This is a genomic window from Actinomycetospora termitidis, from assembly GCF_030286555.1.
In the GTDB taxonomy this organism is placed as follows: Bacteria; Actinomycetota; Actinomycetes; order Mycobacteriales; family Pseudonocardiaceae; genus Actinomycetospora; species Actinomycetospora termitidis.
Genome location: NZ_JASVWF010000003.1, coordinates 529,957 through 550,685, shown reverse-complemented (window position 1 = coordinate 550,685; position 20,729 = coordinate 529,957). Strand labels below are relative to the sequence as shown.

Here is a 20,729-nt window from a genome sequence, read left to right as displayed (position 1 = left end):
TCGTGAGGACCACGGTCCCGCGGTTCCTCTGGGCGCCGGCGGCCCTGGCGTGGCTCCTGGTCGCGATCCCCGTCGCGGGGCTCGTCGTCCGGGTGGACTGGCCGAACTTCCTCGGCCTGGTCACGTCGCCGTCGGCGCTCGCCGCGTTGTGGCTCTCGCTGAAGACGGGGCTCGCGACGATGGTGCTGTGCCTCGTCCTCGGCGGGCCGCTCGCCGTGGTCCTGGCCCGGTCCTCGCTCCCGGGGCTCGCGTTCGTGCGGTCCGTCGTGCTCCTGCCGCTGGTGCTGCCACCCGTCGTCGGGGGCCTGACGCTGCTGTTCCTGTTCGGGCGGACCGGCCCGGTCGGCGGCTGGCTCGACCGCGAGTTCGGCGTCACCGTCCCGTTCTCGACGACGGCGGTGGTCCTGGCCCAGACCTTCGTCGCGATGCCGTTCCTCGTGGTGTCCCTCGAGGGCGCGCTGCGCACGGCGGGGCAGCGGTACGAGGCGGTCGCCGCGACGCTCGGGGCGTCGCCGTTCACGACGCTGTGGCGGGTGACCGTCCCGGTCGTGCTGCCGGGCCTGCTCTCCGGGTCGGTGCTCGCCTTCGCCCGGGCGCTCGGTGAGTTCGGCGCGACGATCACGTTCGCCGGGTCGCTCGAGGGCACGACGCGGACGCTGCCGCTGCTGATCTACCTGCAGTCCCAGGACGACCTCGACGGGGCCGTGGCGATGTCGTTGGTCCTGGTCGTGGTGGCGATCGGCGTGATCGTCGTGAGCCGGACGCGGGACCTGAGGTGAGCCGGCTCGAGGTCGACGTCGCGGTCACCCGCGGGTCCTTCACGCTGGACGTGTCCGTGACGGTGGGGTCCGGCGAGGTCGTCGCGGTCCTGGGCTCGAACGGAGCCGGGAAGTCGACGTTCCTGGGGGCGTTGGCAGGCCTGCACGCCCCGGACCGCGGCGCGATCACGCTCGACGGGCGGGAGCTCGGCGGCGTGCCGGTGCACCGGCGGCGGGTCGGCCTCCTCAGCCAGCAGGCACTGCTGTTCCCGCACCTGACCGCGCGCGACAACGTCGCGTTCGGCCCGCGGTCGTCCGGCGCCGGACGACGGGCCGCCCGGGAGACCGCGGACCGCTGGCTCGCGATGGTGGACGCGACCGCCCTGGCCGACCGGCGCCCCGCGGAGCTCTCCGGGGGCCAGGCCCAGCGGATCGCGATCGCCCGCGCGCTGGCGTGCGAGCCGGAGCTGCTGCTGCTCGACGAGCCGTTCGCGGCGCTCGACGTCGACGTGACCCCCGCGGTGCGCTCGCTGCTGCGGCGGGTCGTCCGCGCCACCGGCGTGACCACGCTGATGGTCACCCACGACGTCCTGGACGCCGTCGTCCTCGCCGACCGCCTCGTCGTGCTGGACGCGGGGCGGGTGGTGGAGTCCGGGCCGACGGCCGAGGTCCTGCGCCGCCCGCGCTCCGCGTTCGCCGCGCGCATCGCCGGGCTGGACCTGGTCCCGGGGCGCTCGTGTCCCGAGGGGCTGCGGACGACCGACGGCACCGTCGTCGGCGGGATGCACCCGGAGACCCTCGACGACGGCGAGGCGGCCGTCGCCCTGTTCGCGCCGGCGGCGGTGTCGGTGTTCCGCGAGCCGCCGAAGGGTTCCCCGCGCACGACCGTCCCGGTGCGCCTGGCCGCGATGGAGCCGCACGGGGAGCTGGTGCGGCTGCGCGCCGGGGTTCCCGACGGCGGGCCGGGCTGGGTCGAGGGCCTCGCCGCGGACGTCACCCCGGCCGCCGTCGCCCAGCTCGGCGTGGAGCCCGGCGACGAGGTGTGGTTCGCGGTGAAGGCCGCGGAGGTCGAGGTGCACCCCGCCGGTCGGTGAGCCCCCCGCGTTCCTGATCGAGCGGCACTCTCGTGCGCGTAGAAGCTGCGAGAGTGCCGTTCGTTCCGGAGGGGCGGTACGCCGATCAGCCGAGCTGACGCGTCCACAGCACGACGAACCCCCCGGCGAGGACCAGGAGCAGCACCGCGACGGGAACCGGCCACACCCGACGTCGGGAACCCGCGAGGTGCTCGACGACCGCCGCGTGCAGCCGCGCCAGGGCCCGCCACATCCCGAGCGCGACCGCCAGGACCCCGACCCAGACCAGCGCGTGCACGGTCCACGCGCCGGCTAGCGACGGGCCTCCCCAGGCGTCGTCGTAGGGGCCGGGGTCCACGACGCCGTACAGCGGCCCGCGCAGGAAGCCGAGGACCACGAGGAACGCCACGAACCACGCCCAGGCGCCGAGCCCGATCCCGAGCAGGGCGGCGAGGGGCCCGCGTCCGCGGGTGAGGTCGGCGGCGGACCGGGGCAGGAGCAGCAGAGCGGTCATGGCCGACGATGCTCCGGGGTGGCCCCGGTGGCCGTCGTCCCGCGGCGGAGCGGTCCGCGGGCTGGCTCTCAGGTGTCGGACGGACCGCCGAACAGCGGCTCGTCGACCGAGCGGATCTCCTGGCCGGGGAGGCCGCCCGGGTGCTCGCGGCGCACCCGGTCCAGCGCGGCGAGCGCGATCCCGAGGTGTTGGCGCTTGGAGGTCTCGTAGAACGACTGGGCGTCCGCGGAGAGCTTCGGCGAGCCGTGCAGCGGCTTGTCCGAGACGCAGAGCAACGTCGCGTTCGGCACGCGGTAGCGGAAGCCGTTCGCCGCGATCGTCGCCGACTCCATGTCCACCGCGACGCTGCGGCTGGCCTGCATCGCCGCGAGCGTCAGCTTCTGGTTGAGCTCCCAGTTGCGGTTGTCCGTGGTGTGCACGGTGCCGATCCGGTACTCGGCGCCGGCGTCCTCGAGGGCCTCCAGCAGGAAGGTGTTCAGTCGGTGGTTCGGGATCACCGGGACGTTCAGCGGCAGCACCTCGTCGAGGACGTGGTCGAAGCGCTGGTAGCCGGTCGCGAGGACGAAGTCGCCCTTCTGCTGGTGGTTCCGCAGGCCCCCGCAGTGCCCGATCATGATCATGGTGTCCGGGCGCAGGACCGAGACGTGGTCGGTCGCGGTCTTCGCGTTCGCGGGGCCGACACCGATGTTGACCAACGAGACGCCGTCGCCCTCGGGGCGGGTGTGGTGGTAGGCGGGCATCTGGACGTCGTGATCCGGGCGGATCGCGTCCGGCCAGCGCTCCAGGAACGCCTCGACGTGCATCGCGTAGTTCGTGAACAGCACGTGCCGCTGGAAGGCCTCGGCGGAGGTGCCGGTGTAGTGGCCCAGCCGGTCGACGGAGAGCTGCATGCGCTCCGGGCCGAACAGGAACAGCTTCTTCGAGCGGGCGTCGACGCGGTCCTCGTCCAGGGCGTCGAAGAACGCCGGGTCGTCGAAGGCGAGCGCGGGCCGCGCCGGGCGCACCGTGATGCGCGCGCCGGCCCGCAGCAGCGCCGCGAGCTCGCGGCACAGGTAGCGCCGGATCGCCGTCGTGCGGGAGAACTCGCCGGTCAGCCGCGGATTCACCGACGACCACGGGCGCACGACCTCGATCGTCGAGTACCAGCCGTCGTCGTCGATGGCGGCGAGCGTGTCCACCAGGTGGGTCACGGCCGCGTCGGCGTCGTCGAGGGTCGCGCCGTCGGCGCTCGCCGTCGTCTGCGGGTGGGTGGCGGTCACGGTCCCCGATGGTCCCAGCGGGTTCCCGACGGCGGGTCGGAGGGTTCCCGCGATCGGGTGCGGGGTGCGATCGTGAGGCGGACCACGATCGAACCCGTCATGGAGGTCACCTCCGGTGAGCGCCCCCGCCGTCCCCACCGTGCCGTCGTACGCGTCCGGCATCTCCGACGAGCCCCTGCTCGGCGACACCATCGGCGACAACCTGGACCGCACGGCCGCCCGCGTCCCGGACGGCGAGGCGCTGGTCGACCGGGCCCAGGGGCTGCGCTACACGTGGGCGGAGTTCGTGGCCGAGGTCGACGCGCTGGCGCTGGGGCTGCTGGACCTGGGGATCGCGATCGGCGACCGGGTGGGCATCTGGGCGCCGAACTGCGCGCAGTGGACGCTGCTGCAGTACGCGACGGCCAAGGTCGGCGCGATCCTGGTGAACATCAACCCGGCCTACCGGACCCACGAGCTGGAGTTCGTGCTCAACCAGTCCGGGGTGCGGATGCTGGTGGCGGCACGGTCGTTCAAGACCTCGCAGTACGCCGAGATGATCGAGACGGTCCGCCCGAACTGCGCGGGCCTGGAGACGGTGATCATCACCGACTCGGACGCGTGGACGGCGCTGTTCGTGTCCGGGGACGTCTCGCGGGTGCGGGCGCGGCAGGCGGAGCTGTCCGCCGATGACCCGATCAACATCCAGTACACGTCGGGCACCACCGGGTTCCCGAAGGGCGCGACGCTCTCGCACCACAACATCCTCAACAACGGCTACTCCGTCGGCCGGCTGTGTGGCTACACCGAGGTCGACCGCGTCTGTATCCCGGTGCCCTTCTACCACTGCTTCGGCATGGTCATGGGCAACCTCGCGTGCACCAGCTCCGGCGCGACGATGGTGATCCCGGCGCCGGGCTTCGACCCGAAGCTGACCCTCGAGGCGGCGGCCGAGGAGAGGTGCACGTCGCTCTACGGGGTGCCGACGATGTTCATCGCCGAGCTCGCGCTGCCCGACGCCGACTCCTACGACCTCTCCGCCCTGCGCACCGGGATCATGGCCGGCTCGCCGTGCCCGATCGAGGTGATGAAGCAGGTCGTGGAGCGCTTCGGGATGAGCGAGGTGTCGATCTGCTACGGCATGACCGAGACCTCCCCGGTGTCCACCCAGACCCGGGTCGACGACTCGCTGGACCGGCGGGTGTCCACGGTCGGCCGGGTCGGGCCGCACCTGGAGTCGAAGATCGTCGACCCGGAGACCGGGCTGACGGTGCCGCGCGGGACGCCGGGCGAGCTGTGCACCCGCGGCTACTCGGTGATGCTGGGCTACTGGGAGCAGCCGGAGAAGACCGCCGAGGTGATCGACCGCGCCCGCTGGATGCACACCGGCGACCTCGGGGTGATGGACGACGAGGGCTACATCAACATCACCGGCCGCATCAAGGACATGGTGATCCGCGGCGGTGAGAACGTGTACCCCCGCGAGATCGAGGAGTTCCTCTACACCCACCCGGACATCCTCGACGCGCAGGTGATCGGGGTCCCCGACGAGCGCTACGGCGAGGAACTGATGGCGTGGGTGCGCCTGCGCGACGGGGTCGCCGAGCTGACCGTCGAGGCCGTCCGCGAGTTCGCCACCGGTAAGCTCGCCCACTACAAGATCCCGCGCTACGTGCACGTCGTCGACGAGTTCCCGATGACCGTCACCGGCAAGGTCCGCAAGGTCGAGATGCGGGAGACCTCCGTCGAGCTGCTCGGCCTGGGGAACGTGAGCCCGACGGCGTAGCGCGGCACCGTGTTGAGCGAAGGGCCCCATCGGTCGGGTAGATCGAGCGATGGGGCCCTTCGGTCGCTCGCGCGCCGGTTGGCGGTGGGCGCCCACGGCCCGTCTATCCGACCGGAGGGCCCCCTCGCTCAGGACGACGGAGGCAGCAGCGTCACCCCGTGCGCGGCGGTGTGCTCGGCGAGGGCGGCCTGGTCCGGCGGGCCGTCCGCGGTGAGCCGACTCATCCCGCGCAGGAAGTCGATCTGCCCACGGCCGGTCACGGTGACCACCATGCGGGCGTCCGCACCGGAGTCGTTGCGGTAGCAGTGCGCGGTGCCGGCGGGGACGAACACCGGCCCGTCGCTCACCGACCGCTCCTGCTCGCCCACGAGGACCGTGACGGTGCCGTCGACGACGTGGAAGAGCTTGTCCCCGGCGATCGTGTGACGGGGTGATCGGGCCCCGGGGCCGAGGCGGAGCTCGAACTGCTCCCAGGCGCCGTGCGTCTCGTCGGCGGTCGCGAGGACGACGGCGCGAGCGCCCATCAGGGGAAAGGTCTCGGTCATCGTGTACTCCGTGTGATTCGTGGTGTGTTGCTGACCTCTCGAACGTAGTAAGAACGAGGTCGGGGACCCCATCCCCAGTTCCAGGGGGGACGCACCGTGACGACGTTCGATCCCGCGGCGGGCCACGTGGCGGTCCGCGACTACGCGGCGGCGGCCCTGTCGCGGATCGTCGGCCACGACCTCGCGGTGTGGGCCACGGTCGACCCGACGACCGTCATGACGACCTCCTGCCGGCTCTACGGCGCCGACCGCGACCCGGTGTTCGAGGGCGAGGTCCTGGCGTCCGAGTACGCGGACGACCGGGAGGTCCTGCGCTACACCGACCTCGCCGACGGGGCGCTGGTCGGCACGGTCCACGACGCCACCGGCGGCGACCCCGCCCGCAGCCGGCGGCACCGCGAGGTGCTCGCCCCCCGCGGGTTCACCGACCACCTCCGGCTGGTGCTGCACGACGGGCGCACCGCGTGGGGCGTGGTGGACCTCCTGCGCGCCGGCGGGGTCTTCACCGGCACCGAGGTGGCCGCCGCGTCCCAGCTCGGGCGTCCCGCGGCCCTGGCCCTGCGCGTCGCGATGACCCACGCCCGCGCCCGGGGTGACGACGATGCGGTGGTCGCCGCGCACGACGTCGAGGGGTCGGGACTGGTGCTGTGCGGCTCCGACGGCACGGTGTCGGAGGTGAGCCCGGAGGCCCGCGTCCTGCTGGAGGGGGCCGAGCTCCCGGCCGCGGTGACCGCCCTGATCGCGGCGCGCCGGGGAGCCGGTCACGCGGGCCCGATCTCGGCCCCGACGCCGTCGGGTCGCTGGCTGACGTTCGCCCCGACCGACCTCGGGACGATGACGGCGGTCGTCGTCGACCCGATCCGGCCGTCCCGGCTCGCGGACGTCGTCGCGCGGGCCCGCGGCCTGTCCGCCCGCGAGCAGGACGTGCTCGCCGAGCTGGCACGGGGTCGCCCGAACAAGCAGATCGCCCGGCGGCTGGGGCTCTCGGAGTGGACGGTGCAGGACCACGTGAAGGCCGTGCTCGCGAAGTTCGGCGCCTCCGGCCGCGGGGAGCTGCAGGCCGCGTTGTTCTCCGGGCACTACGCCCCGCTGCACGGCTGATCCCCCCGCGTCCGGACCGGACCGGACCCGCCGTCGGGAAGGCGAAGATCTCGTTCCGCCGCGCGAAGTGGGGCGGGGACCGATCGGTCCGCGCTCCGGCTCGGGATCTTGGTGACCCGAACCGAGCGAAGGGCCCCATCGGTCGGGTAGATCGAGCGATGGGGCCCTTCGCTCGGAACGGGTCGCTCGCGCGCCGGTGGGCGGTGGGCGCCCACGGCCCGTCTACCCGACCGGAGGGGCCCTTCGCTCGGAACGACGGGCCGCTCCTGATCTCCGGCGACCCGATCACCCGTGCGGGATACGATGGTGTGACGCGCTCCGGCACGCTGCCGGGGCGCGTTCTCGTCGACGAGAGAACGGGTGAGCGCGGTGCCGACCGGCAAGGTCAAGTGGTACGACGCCGAGAAGGGGTTCGGGTTCCTCTCCCAGGAGGAGGGGGCCGACGTCTACGTCCCCAAGGGGTCGCTGCCGCGCGAGGTGGAGGCCCTGAAGTCGGGGCAGCGCGTGGAGTTCGGGATCGCCGAGGGGCGCCGCGGGCCGCAGGCCCTGCAGGTCCGCCTGGTCGACCCGCTGCCGAGCGTGGCCGAGGCCAAGCGCCGTTCGCCCGACGAGCTGCACGGGCTCATCGACGACATGATCAAGCTGCTCGAGGCGAAGGTGCAGCCCGACCTGCGGCGCGGCCGCTACCCCGACCGGCGGAACACGAAGCGGCTCGCCGAGGTCGTGCGCGCGGTCGCCCGCGAGCTCGAGGGCTGAGCGGGCGGCCGGGTCAGCCGGTCAGCACCCACGTCGAGCGGGTGGAGAACAGGCTCCCCTGCGGCGTCTGCACCTCGCTCGCGCCGAACTGCTGCACCTCGACGCGCTCGAGGCGCCACCGCGGGTCGGGCAGAGCCAGTCGGAACGTGCCGGCCGCGTTCGGGGCGAACACCTGGCTGCGTCCGCTCTGCGGTGCGCCGTTCTCGTCGAGGTAGGCGAACGCGACCTGCCACGGGGTGCTGCGGACGGCGTCGGGCACGGTGAGGTCGACCGTGACCCCCGCCGGCAGGGGCAGGGTGACGACGTCGTCCGGGGCGGTCTCGCAGTCGGTGACCATGAGGTCGCAGTAGACGGTCGGGTCGGCCGCGACCGACACCCCGCCCGCCGTGAAGGTCACGTCGCCGGGGTCGTCCGGACCCGAGGTGACGATCAGCACCGTCACGACCGCGGCCACTACGACGACGATCGCCACCACGGCCACCCACACCCAGCGGGGCACCGCCCGCAGCCGGGTCACCATCAGGCGGACCGGCGGGGCAGGAGCGAGCGGCCGCGCGAGATGAGCACGGTCTGCACGGTACCGATCGCGATCACCACGCTGATCACGGTGAAGCCGATCCACCACGTGGGCGGCAGCAGCACCCCGAGCGCACCGCCGAAGACCCACGTGAGCTGCAGGATCGTCTCCGACCGCCCGAACGCCGACGCCCGGGCCGCCTCGGGCATGTCGCGCTGCACCACCGCGTCCAGGCACACCTTGAGCAGCGCGGAGGCGGTGGCCCCGACCAGGCCGACCACGGCCGCCGTCACGAGCCCGACGAGGATCGCGGCGGTCACGGTCGCGGCGAGGGCGGCGCACAGCGCGGTGACCAGCAGCACGTCCGGCCGGTCGAACCGCCGCCGCGCCCCGAGCGCGTTGCCGATGAACCCGCCCGCCCCGGCGGCCGCGCCGACGACGCCGAGCAGCAGGAGCTGGCGCCCCGGCGTCCCCTCGGTCTCGGCCTTCACGACGAACGCCGCGAACAGCGTCAGGAAGCCGGTCAGCGCCCGGATGGTCCCGTTCGCCCACAGCGCGGTGACGACGTGGCCGCTCATCCGCGCCTTCGGACGGCGCGCACCCGGGCGGGGGATGAGCACCGTCTCCATCTCACCCTCGGTCACCTCGACCCACCGCGGGATGCGCAGACACAGCCACACCCCGACCCCGCAGATCCCCGCCGTCAGCCACGCCGCCCCCGGCGAGCCGAACAGGTACGACACCCCGGCCGCGAGCGCCCCGAACACCCCGGAGGCCACCAGCCCGAACACCGTCAGCCGCGAGTTCGTCGTCACCAGCGTGATCCCCGGGGGCAGCACCCGCGGGGTGACGGCCGCCTTCAGCACGCCGAACGACTTCGACAGCACCAGGATCCCGAGGGCCGCCGGGTAGAGCGCCCACGTGTCCATGAACAGGGCCAGCACGACGGCGAGCGCGCCCTGACCCGCCGTCGAGATCGCGAGGGCCCAGCGGCGGCCGCGCTGGATGCGGTCGAGCAGCGGGCCGATCACCGGGGCGATGAGGGCGAACGGGGCCACCGTGATCAGCAGGTAGAGCGCGACCTTGTCCTTGGACTCCGCGCTGGCGGCGGAGAAGAACAGCGTGTTCGCGAGCGCGACCGCGAGCGTGGCGTCCGAGGCGTAGTTCGCCATCCACGCGTAGGTCAGCGCGGTGAGCCCGGAGCGGTCGGCGCCATCGGCGGACGCGGCGCGGTGGAAGGCACGGACGCCTGCGCGGGTCAGGTTCCGCGTCCGCCACGCGGCGACGCGGGTGACGGTGATCTTGCGGGGCCCGGGATCGTCGGCGTCCTGCCCGGTGAGCCGGCGGGTCGGGGGCGGCTCCTCGCGCGTGTCCTCCGGGTCTTCCCGACGACGGGTGTCCCGGTCGCGGCCCCGCCGTCGCTGCCCGGCCGACCAGCCGGCACGGCCGGTGTCGGGGTCCGGGGCGGGGTCGGAGCGGGCCACGGGTCCCATCGTCGCCCACGTCTCGTCCGCCCGGGGAACGCCGGTGATCGTCGGGGTGTTCTCGTAGACTGGTCGTCGATCCTCCCCACCTGTTCAGGAGTTGGGTTCCCGGGTGTCTTCTCCCGCTCTGCTGTCCGGTCTGACCACGACGCTGCTGGCCGATCCCGGCCTGCGCACGGTCGTCGACGCCGCCGGCCGCGACGCCGCCGTCGAGGGCCCGACGGCGCTGCGCCCGCTGCTCGCGACGGCGCTGGCCGACCCGGAGCAGGGCGCCGGGCGGACGGTGCTCGTGGTCTGCGCCACCGAGCGCGAGGCGGACGACCTCGCGGCCGCGATCGGCGAGCTGCTCGGCCCGGACGCGGTCGCGTACCTGCCGAGCTGGGAGACGCTGCCCCACGAGCGGCTCTCCCCGCGGGCGGACACCGTCGGGCGCCGGGTCGACGTCCTGCGGCGGCTGGCGCACCCGGGCGAGGCGCCGCTCCGCGTCGTCACCACCGCCACCCGCAGCCTGATCCAGCCGCTGGTGCCCGGCCTGGGCGACCTCGAGCCGGTCGTGCTGCGCGAGGGCGTCGAGATCGAGCTGGGTGACCTCGCCGAGCGCCTGGTCGGCCTCGCGTACGCGCGGGTCGAGATGGTCGAGAAGCGGGGCGAGTTCGCGGTGCGCGGCGGCATCGTGGACCTCTTCCCGCCGACCGCCGAGTCGCCGGTGCGCATCGAGTTCTGGGGCGACGAGGTCTCCGAGATGCGCTGCTTCTCCGTGGCCGACCAGCGCTCGCTGCCCGACTCCTCGCACGCCCGCCCCACCGAGGTGATCGCCCCGCCGTGCCGTGAGCTGCTGCTCACCGCCGAGGTCCGGGAGCGCGCCGCGACCCTGCAGGCCGGTCACGACGGGGCCCTGGCCGAGCTGCTCGGCAAGGTCGCCGCGGGCATCCCCACGGAGGGCATGGAGTCGCTGATCCCGGCGCTGCTGCCCGGCAAGCTGCAGGTCCTCCCGGAGCTCCTTCCCGACGATTCGTCGGTCGTCGTCTGCCACCCGGAGCGGGTGGCGCGGCGCGCCGCCGACCTGGTGCGCACCGGGCAGGAGTTCCTCGAGGCGAGCTGGCTGGTCGCCGCCGACTCGACCGACGGCCGCGCCCCCATCGACCTCGGCGGCTCCGCCTACCGCGACCTCGACGCCGTCCGGGCCTCCGCGGCGTCCGCCGGCGTGCCGTGGTGGACGCTCTCCAGCCTCGCGACCGACCCGGACCTCGAGGACGACACGCACACGCGCGACGGGGTCCGCGTCCTGCGCACCGGGATCGCGGGCGTCGACTCCTACCGCGGTGACTGGGAGAAGGCCGCGGTCGACCTGCGCGCCCACGCGGCCTCCGGGGGCGCGGCGCTCGTCGTCGTGCCGGCGGCCGGGACCGCGGAGCGGACGGTCGAGCAGCTGCGGGAGTTCGTCGGGGAGGAGGTGCCGGTCGTGGCGGGCACCGCCGAGCCGCGGCCCGGCAGCATCGTCGTCACCCGCGGCCGGCTCGGCGACGGGTTCGTCGCGGAGGCGAGCCGCCTCGTCGTCGTGACCGAGGCCGACCTCACCGGCACCCGCCCCGGCGGGGGCGACGCGCCCACCAAGCGTGCGGCGGTCAAGCGCCGCAACGCGGTCGACCCGTTGACCCTGCAGCCGGGCGACTTCGTGGTCCACGCCCAGCACGGCATCGGCAAGTTCGTCGAGATGACCCAGCGGACCACCGGCACCGGCAAGGCCGCGACCACCCGCGAGTACCTCGTCCTGGAGTACTCCAGCTCCAAGCGCGGGCAGCAGAGCGACCGGCTGTTCGTGCCGACCGACCAGCTCGACCAGATCAGCCGCTACGTCGGCGGCGAGCTTCCGACGCTGAACAAGCTCGGTGGGTCGGACTGGTCGAAGACGAAGTCGAAGGCCCGCAAGGCGGTCCGCGACATCGCCGCGAGCCTGGTCCAGCTCTACGCCGCCCGGCAGGCCGCGCCCGGCCACGCGTTCGCCCAGGACACGCCCTGGCAGCGCGAGATGGAGGACGCGTTCCCCTACACCGAGACGCCTGACCAGGCGGTCGCGATCGACGAGGTCAAGGCCGACATGGAGAAGGCCGTCCCGATGGACCGCGTGATCTCCGGCGACGTCGGCTACGGCAAGACCGAGATCGCGGTGCGCGCGGCGTTCAAGGCGGTGCAGGACGGCAAGCAGGTCGCGGTCCTCGTCCCGACGACGCTGCTGGCCCAGCAGCACCTGCAGACCTTCACCGACCGGATGCGCAACTTCCCGGTGACGGTCCGCGGCCTCTCCCGGTTCACGCCGAACAAGGAGGCCGACCAGACGATCAAGGGGCTGGCGGACGGGGCCGTCGACGTCGTCGTCGGGACGCACCGCCTGCTCCAGACCGGGATCACCTGGAAGGACCTCGGTCTGGTGATCATCGACGAGGAGCAGCGCTTCGGCGTCGAGCACAAGGAGCACATCACGGGCCTGCGCGCCCACGTCGACATGCTCTCGATGTCCGCGACGCCGATCCCGCGCACGCTGGAGATGAGCCTCGCCGGCATCCGGGAGATGTCGACGATCCTCACCCCGCCCGAGGAGCGGCACCCGACGCTGACCTACGTCGGCGCGTACGACGACAAGCAGGTCGCCGCCGCGATCCGGCGCGAGCTGCTGCGCGACGGGCAGGTCTTCTACATCCACAACCGGGTGCAGTCGATCGACGACACCGCCGCGCGCCTGCGCCGGCTGGTCCCGGAAGCGCGGATCGCGACCGCGCACGGGCAGATGGCCGAGGAGCGCCTGGAGCGCACGGTCAACGAGTTCTGGGAGCGGGAGCACGACGTCCTGGTCTGCACGACCATCGTCGAGAACGGCCTGGACATCTCCAACGCCAACACGCTGATCGTGGAGCGCTCGGACACCCTCGGGCTCTCCCAGCTCCACCAGCTGCGCGGGCGCGTCGGCCGCGGCCGGGAGCGGGGCTACGCCTACTTCCTGTACCCCACCGACAAGCCGCTGACCGAGACCTCGCACGAGCGGCTCGCAACGATCGCGCAGCACTCCGAGCTGGGCGCGGGCACCGCCGTCGCGATGAAGGACCTCGAGATCCGCGGGGCCGGCAACATCCTGGGCGCCGAGCAGTCCGGGCACATCGCCGGTGTCGGGTTCGACCTCTACGTGCGCCTGGTCGGCGAGGCCGTCGAGGCGTTCAAGGCGCACACCGACGCGGGCTCGGACGCCGACGAGCCGCTGGCCGAGGTGCGGGTCGACCTGCCGATCGACGCCCACGTGCCGCACGACTACGTGGACACCGAGCGGCTGCGCCTCGACGTGTACCGCAAGATCGCCGAGGCGGGCGACGCCGCCGCGCTGGACGCTGTGAAGGAGGAGCTGGTCGACCGGTACGGCGAGCCGCCGGTGCCGGTGACGAACCTGCTCGCGGTCGCCGCGTTCCGGCAGGCGTGCCGCCGGTACGGGATCACCGAGGTCGCGGGCCAGGGCAACCTCATCCGGTTCGCGCCGGTGGACCTGCCCGAGTCCGCGCAGATGCGGCTCAAGCGCCTGCACCCGCGCGCCCAGCTCAAGGCCGCGTCGCAGACGCTGTCGCTGCCGAAGCCGACCGAGGGCCAGTCCGGCGCCGGGGGCCAGAAGGGCCCGGTGAAGATGGGTGCGGCGCCGCTGCGCGACCTCGAGCTCCTCGCCTGGTGCGAGCAGCTGTTCGTCGCGCTGTACGGCGAGCGCCCGGCGGCGCCGGTCCCGGCGACGGTCTAGGAGCGAGTTCCCGACGGCGGGTGCAGGCGGCTCCCGATCTGCGCGAGAGCTACAGCGACTTCCCAAGTCGGGGACCAGTCAGGGTGGCGGGTGCCGCAACCGGGGTGCCGAACGGGCGAACGCGGGTCCTACGACCAGGCGTCGACATGAAGATCCAGCGACGCAGTACGGTGAGTCGGCGGTCGGCACGGTCACTCCGCCAAGCGTGGCCGCGCGAGACGGGAGGGGCCTCGTGGCACGGCAGGCAATCGAGAATCCGATTCTGAACCGTCCCTACGAGCAGCCCGCGCGACATTGGCGCTTCGACGACCGGGGTGTGATCCTTCCCGAGATCGAGGAGGGGCGCCGGCCAAGCGAGTCATGGATCCCTATCCCACCTCCGACGAAGAAGAAGCGCTCGACGGCGGTCCAGCAGGAGTTCGACCTCGCCCACACCAGCGAGCGTCGACTCCGCAATGAGCAGGTCGACCACATCAGAACTGCGGTCGATCGCTGGCGTCGCCAGGGATACGGCGATGTCACGCCAACGACCAAGCGGCTTCTGGAGTACTGGTCGGATCCTGAACGCGAGAATAAGGTTCTCTTCTGCCAGCGCGAGGCGATCGAGACTGCCATCTTCCTGGCCGAGGCGGCGTCGAAGCGGGACGGCCAGTGGGTCGCCGGTGAGCTGGCCGAGATCAACAATCGTTACAACGTCGGCCTTCCCCGCGTGGCGCTCAAGATGGCTACGGGCTCGGGGAAAACCATCGTCATGGCAGCGCTCATCGCCTGGCAGACCCTCAATAAGGCGGCCCGGCCGCACGACGCTCGGTTCGCACGCCGCTTCCTCGTAGTCACCCCGGGCGTGACCATCCGCGACCGACTCCGCGTCCTGATGCCCTCCGACGACGAGAACTACTACCGGGCCCGCGACCTCGTTCCGGCCGATCTCTGGCCGGACCTGCGCTCGGCACAGATCGTCGTCACCAACTTCCACTCCTTCCTGCTCCGGACGACCCGGGAAGGACAACAGGCTTCGGCCACGACGCGGGCCTACGCGACGACCCGAGTTGACGTCGACCCCTTCGTCGAGAAGCCGGACCAGATGGTGAGCCGAGTGCTCCGCGAGTTCTCCGGCTCGCGACAGCGGGGCGAGATCGTGGTCCTGAACGACGAGGCGCACCATTGCTACCAGGGCCGCACCGTCGCAGCCGAAGACGGCCAGACCGAGGCCGATCTCACCGGCACCGAGAAGTCGGAGGCAGCCGGACGCAATGCCGACGCCGGGGTCTGGTTCACCGGGCTGCAGCGGGTGGAGAGCAAGATCGGCATCAAGGCGGTCTACGACCTGTCGGCGACGCCGTTCTTCCTCAAAGGGTCCGGTTACCCCGAGGGCTTCCTCTTTCCCTGGGTGGTCAGTGACTTCTCGCTGATGGACGCGATCGAGTCAGGGATCGTGAAGATCCCTCGGGTTCCCGTCGACGACAACGCCAGCCACGACGAGGTGACCTACCTGAACCTCTGGGCGCGGATCGGCGACGATCTCCCAAAGCGACTCCCACGCGGCGGCCTCGCACCTGGCACGGCACTCCCGCACACGCTCGACGCCGCCCTGCACAGCTTGTACGGACACTACGAGGACGCCTACGAGCGATGGTCGCGGGCCGCTGACGTCGAGGTCGAAGCGCCGCCGGTCTTCATCGTGGTCTGCAACAACACCACGGTCTCGAAGATGGTCTTCGACGTGATCGCGGGTTACACCAAGAACACCGACGTGGGCGACGTCCACGTGCGTGGCGCCCTGCCCCTCTTCTCCAACGTCGAGGACGGCCATCCGGTCCGTCGTCCCCGGACGATACTGGTCGACTCGGCACAGCTGGAGTCAGGCGGGGGGATAAGCAAGGACTTCAAGGCCGCCGCGGCCGACGAGATCGACGCCTACCGTGCGGAGTTCGCGGCACGTACCGGCCGAAGCAGCGAGGAGATCGACGACACCGCACTGCTACGGGAAGTCATGAACACTGTCGGCAAGCCGGGGCGCCTGGGTGGCAACGTCAGATGTGTCGTGTCGGTCTCGATGCTGACCGAGGGCTGGGACGCCAACACCGTCACGCACGTGCTGGGAGTACGTGCCTTCGGCTCTCAGCTTCTCTGCGAGCAGGTGGTCGGGCGTGGGCTTCGTAGGCGCTCCTACGCCGTGAACTCCGACGGGTACTTCGACGCGGAGTACGCCGAGGTCTACGGAGTCCCGTTCTCCTTCGTCCGCGTCGAGCCCGGCGAAGCCCCGGACCCGACACCCACGCGTCCGCCCGTGCCGGTGCGCGCCATGCTTGATCGTGGAGATCTACGCATCACCTTCCCGAAGCTCGATGGCTATCGGGTCGAAATCCCGGAACGTCCGCTCGATGTCACCTTCACCGACGCGCACCGTTTCACTCTCGACCTCGCTTCGGTACCGACGCTCACGGAGACGGCGGGAGTGGTCGGTCGGCAGGCGATCCATACCCTCGACGAACTGTCGCGCGAGCGCACCCAGAGGGTCGCCTTCTCGATCGCACAGCGCCTGGTCGACCGCTACTTCACTGACGGACTCGACGAACCACGGCGTTGGTTGTTTCCCCAGCTGGTGGTGTTGGCGCGCCGTTGGCTTGACGAGTGCGTCGAATATCGCGGAACCTTCCCAGGGCTGTTCATGCTCAGCGAGATGAACCACCTCGCCGCAGAGCGGATCAGTCACGCGGTGGTCGGAGGGGGACAGGGACCCGAGACGGTGCTGCCGATCTTCCGGAGGTTTGAGCCTGAGGGTTCCAGCGACGACGTCGACTTCACCACGACGAAAGTCGTGTACGAAGCCGAGCCCGACCGTAGCCCGGTCAACTACGTCGTTCTGGACGGAATCGGTGGAAACACTTGGGAGCAGATCGTCGCTCAGAGCCTGGAATCGCTCAGCTCGTCCGTACGCAGCTACGTCAAGAACGACCACCTCGAACTCGCGATCCCCTACACCCACGCAGGGCGCTCGCACCGGTACCTCCCGGACTTCCTCGTTGACCTCGTCCCGGCCGCCGACGGTGTGCGACGGAGCCTGCTGGTCGAGGTCTCCGGAACACAGAAGCCGAAAGCGATGACGCAGGAGAAGGCCGACACCGCTCGGAACCTCTGGTGTGCGGCGCTGAACAACCACGGCGGCTGGGGGCGATGGGGCTTCCTCGAGATCACCGAGCCCGCCACCGCCAAGTCCGAGCTCACGCAGGCGATCGCCGACCTGTACGCCGATGTCGACATCTCGTCCGGGGTACGACGCAACCGCGTCCCCGCGCGCTCTGCGTCCTGACCTGTTCGTGCTGAGGAGAGTCCGATGCCCCCTCGTTCCCGCAACGGTGCCTCGACGCCGACCCCGATTGAAGCGCTGACGCACGACGACAAGCGTTCGAATCTGCCCACCGCTGACGGATACGCGATGGTGACGCCCGAGGTCGAGAAGCCCGCGACGCTGCTCTACCCCCGCGACCCCTCGCTGGACCCGCAGCTCGTGTGGCGGGGGAAGGACGAGCAGGACTCGGTCGACCTCGCCGTCACGGCGCCGCCGATCTACATCCAGGAGAAGATCGATCCGCGGGTGCTCGTCGAGAACCTCCGTCGCACCGCCCAGCGCGAGGAGGACGAGCCGGAGTATTCACTTTTCGGCGCCTTCGACGGCCTGAGCGACTGGGAGTCGGTCGAGTACTACCGTCACCCGGCCAACTGGTCGAACCGCATGATCCTCGGTGATTCGTTAGAAGTCATGGCTTCGCTCGCCGAGCGCGAGGATCTCCGCGGCAAGGTTCAGATGATTTACTTCGACCCTCCCTATGGGATCAAGTTCGGCTCGAACTGGCAAGTTTCGACGCAGAAGCGCGACGTTAAGGATGGCAAGCTAGAGGACGCATCGCGTGAAGTGGAGCAGATCAAGGCGTTTCGCGACACGTGGGAGCTGGGAATTCACTCGTATCTAGCTTACCTGCGTGATCGCCTGATCGTGTCTCGAGACCTACTTACAACGTCAGGTTCGGTCTTTTTGCAGATCGGCGACGAGAATGTTCACTTAGTTAGATCGGTACTAGATGAGGTATTCGGCTCGGAGAACTTCATCTCGCAGATCAGTTATGCCAAGACCGCTAGTGCAACGAGCGAATTTCTGCCCGGGACCCTTGATTACATCTTGTGGTATTCAAGGGACAAAAAGTTAGTCAAGTATAAGCCCATATTTACACGGCGAGAGGTCGCCGGGGCAGGAGGCGGAAAGTACACTTCTGTTGAGCTCGATTCGGGCGAGCGAGTGCCTGTGTCGCGAGTTCCCATGGGCGAGGGGCGGGCATTTCGATACGACAATATCACGAGCCAAGGGGCGGGCCGAGCAAAGGGTGAAGGCGCAGCTTCTTGGTTTCCTGTGACTATTGACGGCAAGGAATTTCGACCGACAATGCAGAGCAGGTGGAAGACCAATCAGTCGGGGATGGATCGGCTGATCCTCGCTCATAGAGTAGCTGCGACCGGCAATACGCTGTCGTATGTTCGGTATCACGACGACTTTCCTGCCTATCGCTTGACCAGTAACTGGGCGGACCTCGGAGGCGTTCAGAGCAGGTCAGACCCGAAGGTGTATGTAGTCCAAACATCGACGACTGCTGTCGAGCGTTGCCTGCTGATGACAACCGACCCGGGAGACTTGGTCTTGGACCCGACCTGTGGGTCTGGCACGACGAGCGTCGTTGCGGAGCAGCATGGCCGTCGCTGGATTACGACCGATACCTCCCGCGTCTCACTCGCGCTCGCCCGTCAGCGAGTCATGGGCGTCCAGCTCCCTTACTACCTGCTTCTGGACTCTCCCGAAGGTCAGCGCAAGGAGGCGGCGCTTCGGGGGGACGGAGTCACTGCGACGTCGAGTACTCGGAAGGACGTCCGTCGAGGGTTCGTCTACGAGCGGGTGCCGCACGTGACATTGAAGTCGATCGCGAACAACCCCGACATCGTCGAGGGGATGAGCCGCGACGAGATCAACGCGGCGATCGCGCGGCACGCGGAGACCGAGTTGCTGTATGACCGACCGTACGAGGACAAGAAGAAGGTGCGGGTGTCCGGCCCGTTCACCGTCGAATCGCTCTCACCGCATCGGTCGGTCTCCTATGAGTCCGAACTTCCCGCCAGCGAGGTCGCCGGTCGCTCCGAGGATGCGTCGTCGAGCTACGAGAAGTCGATCCTCGACAACCTTCGCGCCGCGGGTGTCCAAAATGGTCGCCGTCAGGAACGTTTAGAGTTCGAGGAACTCGAGCCCTTCCCCGGCAAGTACCTGCAGGCCGTCGGCGTCCGACAGGGGGCCGGCGATGGAGGAAGTCCGCAGTCGGTCGCTGTCTGCCTCGGGCCGGAGTACGGCACAGTCAGTGCGCAGATGGTCAAGGAAGCGGCTCGCGAGGCGCTGCGCGGTCAGGGCTACGACCTGCTGCTGGTCCTCGGGTTCGCGTTCGACGCGATGGCACTCGAGACGGTGGATGAGTTCCGGCCCTCCGCAACTGGTGACTTCGCAGCAGTCGCGGCTGAGCGGACGGTGGGTCGTCTCCCGGTTCTCCTGGTGCGGATGAATCCAGATCTCGCTATGGGCGACGAGCTCCTGAAGAAGACCAAGGCAGCGAATCTGTTCACTGTGTTCGGCGAGCCGGACGTCGCGGTCGAGCGCAGTGAGGAGGGACTGGTGGTCGAGATCCGAGGTCTCGATGTCTACGACCCGACGACGGGCGAGGTTCGGTCGAACGAGCCGGACGAGATCGCGCTGTGGATGATCGACACCGACTACGATGGCGAGTCCTTCTTCGTCCGGCACTGCTACTTCTCGGGCGGCGGTGTGGACCCCTACGCCCGCTTGAAGAAGGCCCTGCGGGCAGACATCGACGAGGCGGCTTGGGCGACGCTGTACGGGACCCGATCGCGGACCTTTCCAGCTCCCACGACGGGTCGGATCGCCGTCAAGGCGATCAACCACTATGGAGATGAGGTCTTGAAGATCATCGACGTTGGCGACCGATGACACCGGACGAGCTGCGCGCGCAGATCGCTCGCTGGGAGGACCCGCACACCGACTTCAAGCAAGCGGTCGGCGCCACGGCGGAGCTCGCCAAGGACTTCGTCTGCTTCGCCAACACCGACGGTGGACAGGTCGTGGTCGGGGTGGCGGAGGGCGGAGAGGTGGTCGGTGTCCCGGACGTCGACAGGTTGTTGCTCCAGGTCGACGATGTCGCCTTCCAGCGGTGCTCCCCGCCCGTAACCGTGGTGCCTGAGACCGTCGAGATCGACAGCCGGCGAGTCGTCGTCCTGCACGTCGCGCGGGGCGACCAACGCCCCTACTCGACGAAAGACGGGAAGTACTACGTCCGCTCGGGCGCCCGGTGCCGGGCTGCGAGCCGCGAAGAGCTCCTGCGACTGTTCCAAGCAGCTCAGGACCTTTTCTACGACGAGGTCCCGCTCCGCCAGATCGGTCTGTCGACCCTGGACACAGAGTCGGTCGGGCGGCACCTGGTCGAGGTCGGGCTCGAGGACGAGTCGGACGACCCGGCCCGCATTCTGCGCGCTTGGCGGATGAGCGACGGTGACCACCCGACGGTCGGTGGCCTGATCGTGTTCGGACGGCGGCCGCAGGACCACCTCGTCTCATCGGGGGTGATCGCAGGTGTGTACGAAGGCCTGGACCCCGGCGATGACCTTCTTGACCGCAAGGACCTCACCGGGAACGTCTTCGCCCTCGTCGACCAGCTCGTGCAGTTCCTCGGGCTCTACCTGCGCACGGGTCACCGCATCGAGGGCTTCGAGCCCGAGCGGGTCGAGGACGTACCGGCAGCGGCTCTCCGGGAGGCTGTGGTCAACGCGCTGACCCACCGCGATTACACGATCCCAGCCCCGACGCGGGTGCTGGTCTTCTCCGACCGCGTCGAGGTCCACTCTCCCGGCCGTCCACCCAACAGCGTCGACGCCGAGGCGATGCGGTCTGGGGTCCACGTCCCGAGGAATCCCTACATCTACGGCAGGGTCGTGGCGAGCGGGTTGGCCACTCGCGCGGGTAGCGGCATCCCTCGCATCGCCCGATTGTTGAGGAAGAGCGCAGGCACGACGCTCGGCATCTCCATCAGCGACGCCGAGGTGGTCCTGACGCTGCCGCGTCGGCCGGCCGGCCGCTGA

General features: G+C 70.4%; 14 protein-coding genes. 9 read left to right on the top strand and 5 right to left on the bottom strand.

What is annotated here, in order from left to right:
- Nucleotides 1-2: 2 nt before the first annotated feature.
- Nucleotides 3-779, top strand: coding sequence for an ABC transporter permease (locus QRT03_RS16060; protein ID WP_286053910.1), 777 nt, complete (start codon nt 3-5; stop codon nt 777-779).
- Nucleotides 776-1,852, top strand: coding sequence for a sulfate/molybdate ABC transporter ATP-binding protein (locus QRT03_RS16055; protein WP_286053909.1), 1,077 nt, complete (start codon nt 776-778; stop codon nt 1,850-1,852). Before QRT03_RS16060 ends, QRT03_RS16055 begins: the two co-directional genes overlap by 4 nt.
- 85 nt (nt 1,853-1,937) lie before the next feature.
- Here QRT03_RS16055 and QRT03_RS16050 read toward each other — a convergent pair whose 3' ends face one another.
- Together QRT03_RS16050 and QRT03_RS16045 are read right to left on the bottom strand one after the other, a co-directional pair.
- Nucleotides 1,938-2,345, bottom strand: a complete 408-nt coding sequence (locus QRT03_RS16050) for a hypothetical protein (RefSeq protein ID WP_286053907.1) — start codon at nt 2,343-2,345, stop codon at nt 1,938-1,940.
- A 68-nt stretch (nt 2,346-2,413) separates the two neighbouring features.
- On the bottom strand, nt 2,414-3,604 hold the full coding sequence (locus QRT03_RS16045; protein ID WP_286053906.1) for a phosphorylase family protein: 1,191 nt from the start codon (nt 3,602-3,604) through the stop codon (nt 2,414-2,416).
- A 115-nt stretch (nt 3,605-3,719) separates the two neighbouring features.
- On the opposite strand from QRT03_RS16045, the gene QRT03_RS16040 reads away from it, so the two are divergent.
- Nucleotides 3,720-5,369, top strand: a complete 1,650-nt coding sequence (locus tag QRT03_RS16040) for an AMP-binding protein (RefSeq protein ID WP_286053905.1) — start codon at nt 3,720-3,722, stop codon at nt 5,367-5,369.
- A 128-nt stretch (nt 5,370-5,497) separates the two neighbouring features.
- On the opposite strand, the gene QRT03_RS16035 is transcribed toward QRT03_RS16040, so the two are convergent.
- On the bottom strand, nt 5,498-5,914 hold the full coding sequence (locus QRT03_RS16035) for a cupin domain-containing protein (RefSeq protein ID WP_286053904.1): 417 nt from the start codon (nt 5,912-5,914) through the stop codon (nt 5,498-5,500).
- Nucleotides 5,915-6,010: 96 nt separating this feature from the next.
- Between QRT03_RS16035 and QRT03_RS16030 the strand changes: the two genes are divergently transcribed.
- Entirely contained in the window at nt 6,011-7,015 is a 1,005-nt protein-coding gene (locus tag QRT03_RS16030; RefSeq protein WP_286053903.1) for a helix-turn-helix transcriptional regulator, read from the top strand.
- A gap of 369 nt (nt 7,016-7,384) precedes the next feature.
- Complete coding sequence (locus QRT03_RS16025; RefSeq protein ID WP_169182663.1) at nt 7,385-7,771, top strand: cold-shock protein; 387 nt, start codon at nt 7,385-7,387, stop codon at nt 7,769-7,771.
- Nucleotides 7,772-7,784: 13 nt separating this feature from the next.
- Here the strand turns inward: QRT03_RS16025 and QRT03_RS16020 are convergent, their stop codons facing one another.
- Together QRT03_RS16020 and QRT03_RS16015 are read right to left on the bottom strand one after the other, a co-directional pair.
- Nucleotides 7,785-8,291, bottom strand: coding sequence for a DUF2771 family protein (locus QRT03_RS16020; protein ID WP_286053902.1), 507 nt, complete (start codon nt 8,289-8,291; stop codon nt 7,785-7,787).
- Nucleotides 8,291-9,781 (bottom strand): MFS transporter, encoded by a 1,491-nt coding sequence (locus tag QRT03_RS16015; RefSeq protein ID WP_286053901.1) that lies wholly within the window; start codon nt 9,779-9,781, stop codon nt 8,291-8,293. The genes QRT03_RS16020 and QRT03_RS16015 overlap by 1 nt, the downstream gene beginning before the upstream one ends.
- 103 nt (nt 9,782-9,884) lie before the next feature.
- On the opposite strand from QRT03_RS16015, the gene mfd reads away from it, so the two are divergent.
- From mfd to QRT03_RS15995, 4 genes are all read left to right on the top strand, one after another.
- Nucleotides 9,885-13,544 (top strand): transcription-repair coupling factor, encoded by a 3,660-nt coding sequence (mfd, locus tag QRT03_RS16010; protein WP_286053900.1) that lies wholly within the window; start codon nt 9,885-9,887, stop codon nt 13,542-13,544.
- 232 nt (nt 13,545-13,776) lie between these two features.
- Nucleotides 13,777-16,857 (top strand): BPTD_3080 family restriction endonuclease, encoded by a 3,081-nt coding sequence (locus QRT03_RS16005; RefSeq protein WP_286053899.1) that lies wholly within the window; start codon nt 13,777-13,779, stop codon nt 16,855-16,857.
- A 126-nt stretch (nt 16,858-16,983) separates the two neighbouring features.
- On the top strand, nt 16,984-19,584 hold the full coding sequence (locus QRT03_RS16000; RefSeq protein ID WP_286053898.1) for a site-specific DNA-methyltransferase: 2,601 nt from the start codon (nt 16,984-16,986) through the stop codon (nt 19,582-19,584).
- The gene (locus tag QRT03_RS15995) at nt 19,581-20,729 is read left to right on the top strand and encodes an RNA-binding domain-containing protein (protein WP_286053897.1); all 1,149 of its coding nucleotides are present in this window, start codon (nt 19,581-19,583) and stop codon (nt 20,727-20,729) included. The genes QRT03_RS16000 and QRT03_RS15995 overlap by 4 nt, the downstream gene beginning before the upstream one ends.

Excerpts from the sequence above, each read along its gene's own strand:
- QRT03_RS16050 (WP_286053907.1), bottom strand. The coding sequence starts at position 2,345 with ATGACCGCTCTGCTGCTCCTGCCCCGGTCCGCCGCCGACCTCACCCGC.
- QRT03_RS16035 (WP_286053904.1), bottom strand. The coding sequence starts at position 5,914 with ATGACCGAGACCTTTCCCCTGATGGGCGCTCGCGCCGTCGTCCTCGCG.
- QRT03_RS16020 (WP_286053902.1), bottom strand. The coding sequence starts at position 8,291 with ATGGTGACCCGGCTGCGGGCGGTGCCCCGCTGGGTGTGGGTGGCCGTG.
- QRT03_RS16015 (WP_286053901.1), bottom strand. The coding sequence starts at position 9,781 with ATGGGACCCGTGGCCCGCTCCGACCCCGCCCCGGACCCCGACACCGGC.
- QRT03_RS16000 (WP_286053898.1), top strand. The coding sequence starts at position 16,984 with ATGGTGACGCCCGAGGTCGAGAAGCCCGCGACGCTGCTCTACCCCCGC.
- QRT03_RS15995 (WP_286053897.1), top strand. The coding sequence starts at position 19,581 with ATGACACCGGACGAGCTGCGCGCGCAGATCGCTCGCTGGGAGGACCCG.